The sequence below is a fragment of the Bacteroides caecigallinarum genome (genome assembly GCF_016901995.1).
Lineage (GTDB): Bacteria > Bacteroidota > Bacteroidia > Bacteroidales > Bacteroidaceae > Phocaeicola > Phocaeicola cellulolyticus.
The window spans coordinates 1-7,253 of the sequence record NZ_JACJLE010000086.1 but is presented as its reverse complement, the minus strand read 5'-3'; the positions used below and the strand labels follow the sequence as shown (position 1 = coordinate 7,253).

The 7,253-nt window shown below is 36.1% G+C and carries 7 protein-coding genes; all 7 read left to right on the top strand.

Translation table 11 applies throughout. The features are described 5' to 3' along the window. The first annotated feature begins 441 nt into the window (after positions 1 to 441). Positions 442 to 1,485, top strand: coding sequence for a mannose-1-phosphate guanylyltransferase (locus H6A61_RS14720; protein ID WP_204394637.1), 1,044 nt, complete (start codon positions 442 to 444; stop codon positions 1,483 to 1,485). Positions 1,486 to 1,524: 39 nt separating this feature from the next. Further along, a complete protein-coding gene (locus H6A61_RS14715) occupies positions 1,525 to 2,286 on the top strand; it encodes a glycosyltransferase family 2 protein (RefSeq protein WP_204394635.1) in 762 nt (253 codons plus the stop codon). Positions 2,287 to 2,387: 101 nt separating this feature from the next. After that, on the top strand, positions 2,388 to 3,299 hold the full coding sequence (locus H6A61_RS16035) for a nucleotidyltransferase family protein (RefSeq protein WP_346342343.1): 912 nt from the start codon (positions 2,388 to 2,390) through the stop codon (positions 3,297 to 3,299). Positions 3,300 to 3,318: 19 nt separating this feature from the next. Then, complete coding sequence (locus H6A61_RS14710; protein ID WP_204394633.1) at positions 3,319 to 4,647, top strand: hypothetical protein; 1,329 nt, start codon at positions 3,319 to 3,321, stop codon at positions 4,645 to 4,647. 132 nt (positions 4,648 to 4,779) lie between these two features. Next, entirely contained in the window at positions 4,780 to 5,142 is a 363-nt protein-coding gene (locus H6A61_RS14705) for an HNH endonuclease signature motif containing protein (protein ID WP_204394631.1), read from the top strand. Positions 5,143 to 5,147: 5 nt separating this feature from the next. Then, entirely contained in the window at positions 5,148 to 6,497 is a 1,350-nt protein-coding gene (locus H6A61_RS14700; RefSeq protein WP_204394630.1) for an AAA family ATPase, read from the top strand. After that, positions 6,487 to 7,253 (top strand): DUF4435 domain-containing protein (locus H6A61_RS14695; RefSeq protein WP_204394629.1); only part of this gene is annotated, 767 nt, incomplete at its 3' end. The genes H6A61_RS14700 and H6A61_RS14695, both read left to right, overlap by 11 nt.

Here is a 7,253-nt window from a genome sequence, read left to right as displayed (position 1 = left end):
ACTGATATATATATCAGTTACGCAAGTCTCCTGTATGTGTTTTGTTAGGAGTATTCTCATTTGTTGTAGTTTATTGGGTTCATCTACTGAGCGTCAAAATGATGAATGTGCTAAAATGTAAATTATTGAAATAAAATACCAAAGCAAAATACTAGCTCTCTCCTTTTTAAACTAATTACACTGGAGCTTGACACAGAGCATAATACCAAATTCACCATTACTTCTGATAAAGAATAGATGTAAATTGTAATATTCAGAAGAAGATTGTAATAATGGGATTGATATTCTCAAGAATAAAGGCAGTAAAAATAAATTATATCGGTATGATAGACTAATCTCTAAGGATAGAGAAGGTGAACAGGATTCTGTTCCGTTTGTGATAATAAAGTAATGGAGAAATTGATTGAATAAACAAATACAACACTAAAATTTATAACAAAAATGAATAATCATATAGTAATAATGGCAGGAGGTATAGGTAGCCGTTTTTGGCCTATGAGTACTCCTGAATATCCCAAGCAGTTTATAGATGTAATGGGATGTGGTAAATCATTAATTCAACTTACGGTTGAAAGATTTCTACCGGTTTGTAATATAGAAAATTTTTGGATTGTAACCAGCGAGAAGTATATTGACATAGTAAAAGAACAATTGCCTGATATTCCTGAATGTAATATCCTTGCTGAACCAGAGGCAAGAAATACTGCTCCATGTATAGCATACGCATGTTGGAAAATCAGAAAAAAATATTCTGATGCCAATATAGTTGTGACTCCTTCGGATGCCCTTGTTATTAACACTGCAGAATTTGAATGCGTAATAAAGAAAGCATTAATGTTCACTAGCAATAGTAACTCTATTGTTACGATAGGCATCAGACCAAATCGTCCTGAAACAGGTTATGGATATATCTATACAGACAATAATGAATATAGTAATGGAATCCATAAGGTAAATGCTTTTAAGGAGAAACCAGATTATGATACTGCATGTAAATATGTAAAGGATGGAAATTATTTATGGAATGCCGGTATATTTGTGTGGAATATTGATACTATTACCAATGAAATAAAGAAACATACTCCGCAACTAGCATCCATAATGGAGGAAATGGCTAAAGATTTCTACTCAAACAAAGAATCAGGCACGGTAAAAAGATTATTCCCTACTTGTGAGAAGATATCGATAGATTATGCTGTAATGGAAAAAGCAAAGGACATTTATACTATACCTGCTGATTTTGGTTGGAGTGATTTAGGAAGTTGGGGATCTCTTCGTACATTATTGCCACAAGATGATAATAATAATGCGACAGTTGGAGAAAATGTAAAACTGTTTAATTGCAATAATTGTATTGTACATACTTCTGAGGAAAAGCAAGTAGTTTTAGAAGGATTAGACAATTATATTGTAGCAGAAAAGGAAAACAGACTTTTAGTTTGCAGACTAAAAAATGAACAAATGATTAAAGAATTTTCGAAGTAATTAAATTCGTATTCTTTAATTATATTATAATCATAATAAATGAAAGTTTCAATTATAACATCATGCTTCAACCGTGAAGCAACCATAGGTCAGGCGATAGAAAGTGTACTGGCGCAGGATTATCCGAACATAGAATACATAGTGGTGGATGGAGCGAGTAAAGACAAGTCACTGGAGGTGATAAACAGATATAAAGACCGTATAGCGACTATCATATCGGAACCTGACCATGGTATGTATGAGGGTATAAACAAGGGTATCAGGGCTGCTACAGGGGATATAGTGGGGCTGCTGCACAGTGATGACTTCCTCTACTCTACCGACATTATCTCCAAAATAGTAAAGAGGTTTGAAGAGACCGGAGCGGACTTCCTTTACGGGGACGGTCTGTTTGTGGATTTTAATAATACGGACAGGGTGATACGTAACTGGATTGGGGGATCATACTCTAAATGGAAGGTGCGCAACGGATGGCTGCCGCTACACCCTACCTGCTACATAAAGCGTTCTGCAATAGAACAGAACGGTCTGTATGACGAGAGTTACAAGATTGCTGCAGACTCGGATTTTCTGTTCCGCTATCTGTATGAAGCAAATCTGAAGGTGGAATATATGAAGGAATATATAGTGAGGATGCGCATGGGTGGACTGAGCACAGACAGCAAACGACGCAAGCAGATGTGGGAAGAGGATATACGTATGTATCGCAGTCATGGACTGAATCCAACACTGACAAAGCTGGAGAAGATGGCTTGGAAGGTGCCGCAATTTGTTTCAGCAAAATTGAAGAGTTTCGGGTGAGAAACTTGTTTTACGATATATTAAACGCCGGTCTTTGGGGGCATGAAGGTCTTTCCAAAGGCTTTTCTTTTTCGGAACATGAAGCTGATGTTTTGTTCGAAATGGGATTGCTGCAGGCTGTAGGCGGAATGATGGTGACTGGAATGGATGTGCACGGTGTAGCAATAAGCGGTAGAAAAAAAGAACGATGGATAAGTACACTGCTTCATATAGAGGAAAAGAACAGGAAAATAGGGTCTCTGGCTGAAAGGATTGTTTCAAGTCTTAATGCAAAGGGAATGAAGACTGAGGTGTTCAAAGGTGTATCCGTGGCAAAATGGTATAGGAACCCAATGGTCAGAAGTTACGGGGATATTGATGTGGTAATCTCGGAAGGTTTTGAAAAGATTACGGATATTCTGGACAGGAAAAGGATTCCTTTCAGGCGGGATCATCAGGACATTGTATGCAGAATTGAGGATATAGACGTGGAGTTTCATCCGCAAAGGGAATATATGTATTGTTCAAAGGACAACATGACTCTGCAACAGTTGGTAATGGACTATCCGGACAGTCCGGAAGTGTATCTGGCGTGTATAATTGTTCACCTGAGAAGACATATGCTCACTTATGGTGTGGGAATGAAACAGATTTGTGATGTGGCTGTGATGTTGAGAAATGCCGAACTGGATATGGATTTCATGGCTGAAGTAATAGACAGGTTGCACATGGCGAGGTTCTGCTCGGCTCTGTTCGGTTTCATAAAAAGACGGTTCAGGGTGGAATGTTTTCCCATTGCTCCCGATTGTGGAAGTAGCAGTTTCTTCATAGAGGAAACGGTATGGAGAGACGGATATATGCTGAAAAAGGAAAGGGAAGAACGTGCTATTGGTATTTCTTCAGTAAAGAGAGTAAACGGAAATGTCTGGTTCTGGATAAGGAGATGTGTCAGGATGTCGGGCATAATGCCTCGCGAAGCTGTATGGTTTTTACCTTATATGGTGGGGAGACGGACTTTAAAACGAAAATTATAATTTCAGTATATAAAACTATATGAAGACGATAAGAGGTTTTCTTTTTACTTTATTTATCTGTATTTCCGTTTATGACGGGGCTGCACAAAAAATGGATTCTGTGATGATAGACAGAATAATGGTGAAAATAGATTCGCTGGAGAGTAAAATAGAAGGCATAAAAAACAATACGGACGGGCCGGAATTTATGGAGATAAATCTGGACTGGTATAATGTGGTGTTTGCCTTTGTTGCTCTTGTGGCCGGTATATGGTGTGCTTTTGTAGATACACAAGGATACAGACAGTCGAAAAGAACTGCGGATAATGTTATAAGGGTGTCGCCGGAAATTCAGGACAAGCAGTTTGGAGACCTGATAAGGCATCTGTACAGAAATCTGGTTTGTACTGTTGCCATGGGAAGAAAACTGATGGCTGACAATGAGCATGTGGTATATCCGTCGGAGGAACACTTGAACAAGCTTAAACTTATGCCGGAAGATGTAATTCATCTGGATATATATAACCATGACGCGCAAATGTATAATGCCATGCATGAGATGAAACTGCTGATGAGAAATTATGACATGGAGATTGACATTGCACTGATTCACCTGAAGAACAAGGATATAGGTATGGATGTTATAGTGAATGACCTTGACACTCTTTTCTTCAAACCGCTGTATCTGATAAGCAGAATCATGGAGGTGTCGCTTCTGATGTATCATCCGGAATTCGATACGGAGCTGGAGAAGTGTTACAGAGAACTGGAGAAGGTGAATTTGAGCGAAAACAGGAAAAAGGTGCTCGATGACAGGATTAAATTGCTGAACGTACTGAAGAATAATGAAAGGAAGGTTTTGCTGGAGAAGACTGTAAGGTTCTTAATGGCTGAACATATAAAGAAGGTGAAGGAGGATAAGACTGATAATCCGATGAAACATTTCTTTGATATTCATAATGAGGTGAGAAAAAACGAGAACCGGAATTCGGAGAAAGTGGATTTTCCTTATGACGGACTGAGAAGATCGACTGATATGCTCATGAAATTTTATGATAAGGATATTGAGACGGTCAGCGTAAGCAGACTGGTTGACCGGAATATCCTGGCAAACTATAACAACAGGATGTGGATGTTTTCCGACTGTCTGAAGGCAAGGAATGAGAATGAAAATATCATAAGCAGTGATACGGTGAGGAAGATACTGGAACAGTATGGCACGGTATATGATGAAAACCAAAAGAGGATTGAAAAGGAGGAAAATATTAATATAGAATATAACTTCAGGGAAGTGTTCCTGTTTCTTCTTTCTATTGACGTGGCTATGGAATATGAAAAGATTCATGTTATAAGGATGGCTAATATTTAAAAAAAGACGGTGACAACTGGTACGGAAGACAAATTAAAGGCAATAAAATGCCTTTATTGGTTGCTTATATCTGACTTTAATTATATTTTTGTACAAAATTCGAAGGAAAGTTTTATTTAATAGAATAAAGGAATGGACGAAAATACAAAAAAATTGGTCTGGAATAATGCCAGAACAATGAAAGGATATGACCCGGACAATATAAGAATAGACCCATGTGGAGCTATTATTTTATGGACTCACTATGGATTGAGAACTTCAGAATATGGATGGGAAATAGACCATGTTTTTCCTGTCGATTTGGGAGGTGATGACAATATCCTGAACTTAAGGGCTATGCAGTGGGAAAATAATCTTTCGAAAGGTAATGACTATCCATCATATGTAAGTGTTGTGACTGCTTTGGGAAATAATAATATAAGGAAAACAAAAAGCTTCAATATCAATAAGGAGTTGCAGGAAAAAATCAACAAGCTATATAATTTAAAATTATAACTTTCATGAAAATATCTTCCATTACCATAGAAAGACTGTTTGGACTATACAGTTATTCGATTCCTGAAATTGATAAGGACATCTGTCTGATAACAAGCCCGAACGGATATGGAAAAACAACTATCCTGTATATCATAAACAACCTGTGCAAGGGATATCTGTTTTATTTCTACAATCTGCCTTTCAAAACAATCAGAATAAAATTTGAAAATGAACTGGAAATAGTCATTGAAAAACATAAAACGGCAATTGAAAGTAATTCTGAAGATACAGATTCGGTAATAGACGAAGATACATATGTAATATTCAAGTGGATTAACGGTAACGGAGAAAAATCATTCCATATAGATGGAAAGATGATCAGAAGGGTACTCAGAATAATGAAGCATCAGTTGAGTATCAGCGAAGAAATGATTAATGACCTGGGTAACTATAAACTGGCAGAAATAGTGACATGTAACAATGATTTTTATAAAGAACTGGCTAAACCGTCTGAATTATACAAAGAATTCCAATTGATGCTGCACTCACTGATATCCTACTTTATTCCGGCAAACAGAATATATAATGACCACTCTAACATCGTTGAAAACGATTCATATAGGATTTTCTTTGGAGGATCAAGACGTATAGTGACGGAAGAAGAGAAATTGTCGCCTATCAAAAATATATCGAATGAATTTAAAGAAATGCTTTCATCTTCGAGATTCAGGTATTTAGTGGCTTCGCGCAGAGATGAAGATGAATTCATAAATTCTTTACTGAAATCCGATAAGGAATATGAAGAGGAAGATTATAACGAAAAGGTCAGGGAAATAACACTGAAAAATGAATTACTGATTAAGTATGGACTGAATAGCACCATAAAATTCCCTGAATACAACAAAAAGGACATAAGAATCATATCTGCATATCTGGATGAAACAATAAAAAGACTGGCTGAGTATGACCCTATTCTTGAAAAACTGGAATTGTTCTCGGACTTATTGAACGAAAAACATTTTGCAAATAAATTCTTTACTTTTTCATTAAACTACGGTATCAGGTGTTTCAATGATAATAAAACATATATTGACCTGGACTTACTGTCAAGCGGTGAAAAGAATCAGATAATATTACTGTATGACCTGATATTCAGAATCAATGACAATTCTATTTTGTTGCTGGATGAACCGGAAAACTCACTGCATGTGGCATGGCAAAGAATGTTCAGTGAAGATATAGCTCTTATTGCAGAAAACAAAAACCTTCAGGCTGTAATAACAACTCATTCGTCGAGAATTGTAGCAAATGCTAAAGAAAAAGCTTGGGATTTGTTTTACTTAAACAAAGAATTTGAAAATTATGAGGAATAATACTGTTCTGGAAGGTGATAAGGTGAATGAACTGGTTACGGATGTAGAAGCTGAAATAAACAGCCCTTGCAGCAACGGGAAAATCATTGTACTGGTGGAAGGGGATGATGACATCAGATTATATGGAAAATTCTTTGACAATTCGAAAGTTATTCTGTTTCCAACAGGTACCTGCTTTTATATAGTTCCTATTCTTGACAGTATTACCCCAAAACATTCTGATAAAATCATTGGTATAAAGGATTCTGATTTTGACAAAATACTTAATATAAATTATAGTAATGATAATCTATTCATTACTGACACACACGATGCGGAGACTTTATGTATAAGCCAATGTAACATTAATGACATCGTTTATGAATATACCGGAATACATCCTATATATGATGTGAAAAACATATTGTTCAATAATATGAAATGGATATCTGCCTTAAAGCTTATAAATTATGCTTATGAACTGGGAATATGCTTTAAAGGATTCAAAATGAGCCATATTTATGACGGAGAAAATGATATTGACATCAATACGTGCATTACAGAAATAAAAAAACACGAAAATAACAACAATATTCATGATTTTCCAGATGAACAGCAACTTAAGATATCTGTCTCTAAATTTGACATAAATGACCATTATCAACTCCATAATGGACATGACTTTATAAATTGTCTGGCTATTTTCATTAACAGAAAAATAAAATCTAATAAAGTCAATACAAAAGATTTATGTCACAATATAAGACTATTATACAC

Bases quoted from the DNA above. Each gene is read 5' to 3' on its own strand.
- H6A61_RS14720 (WP_204394637.1), top strand. From the start codon at position 442: ATGAATAATCATATAGTAATAATGGCAGGAGGTATAGGTAGCCGTTTT.
- H6A61_RS14700 (WP_204394630.1), top strand. From the start codon at position 5,148: ATGAAAATATCTTCCATTACCATAGAAAGACTGTTTGGACTATACAGT.
- H6A61_RS14715 (WP_204394635.1), top strand. From the start codon at position 1,525: ATGAAAGTTTCAATTATAACATCATGCTTCAACCGTGAAGCAACCATA.
- H6A61_RS14705 (WP_204394631.1), top strand. From the start codon at position 4,780: ATGGACGAAAATACAAAAAAATTGGTCTGGAATAATGCCAGAACAATG.
- H6A61_RS14710 (WP_204394633.1), top strand. From the start codon at position 3,319: ATGAAGACGATAAGAGGTTTTCTTTTTACTTTATTTATCTGTATTTCC.
- H6A61_RS16035 (WP_346342343.1), top strand. From the start codon at position 2,388: ATGGGATTGCTGCAGGCTGTAGGCGGAATGATGGTGACTGGAATGGAT.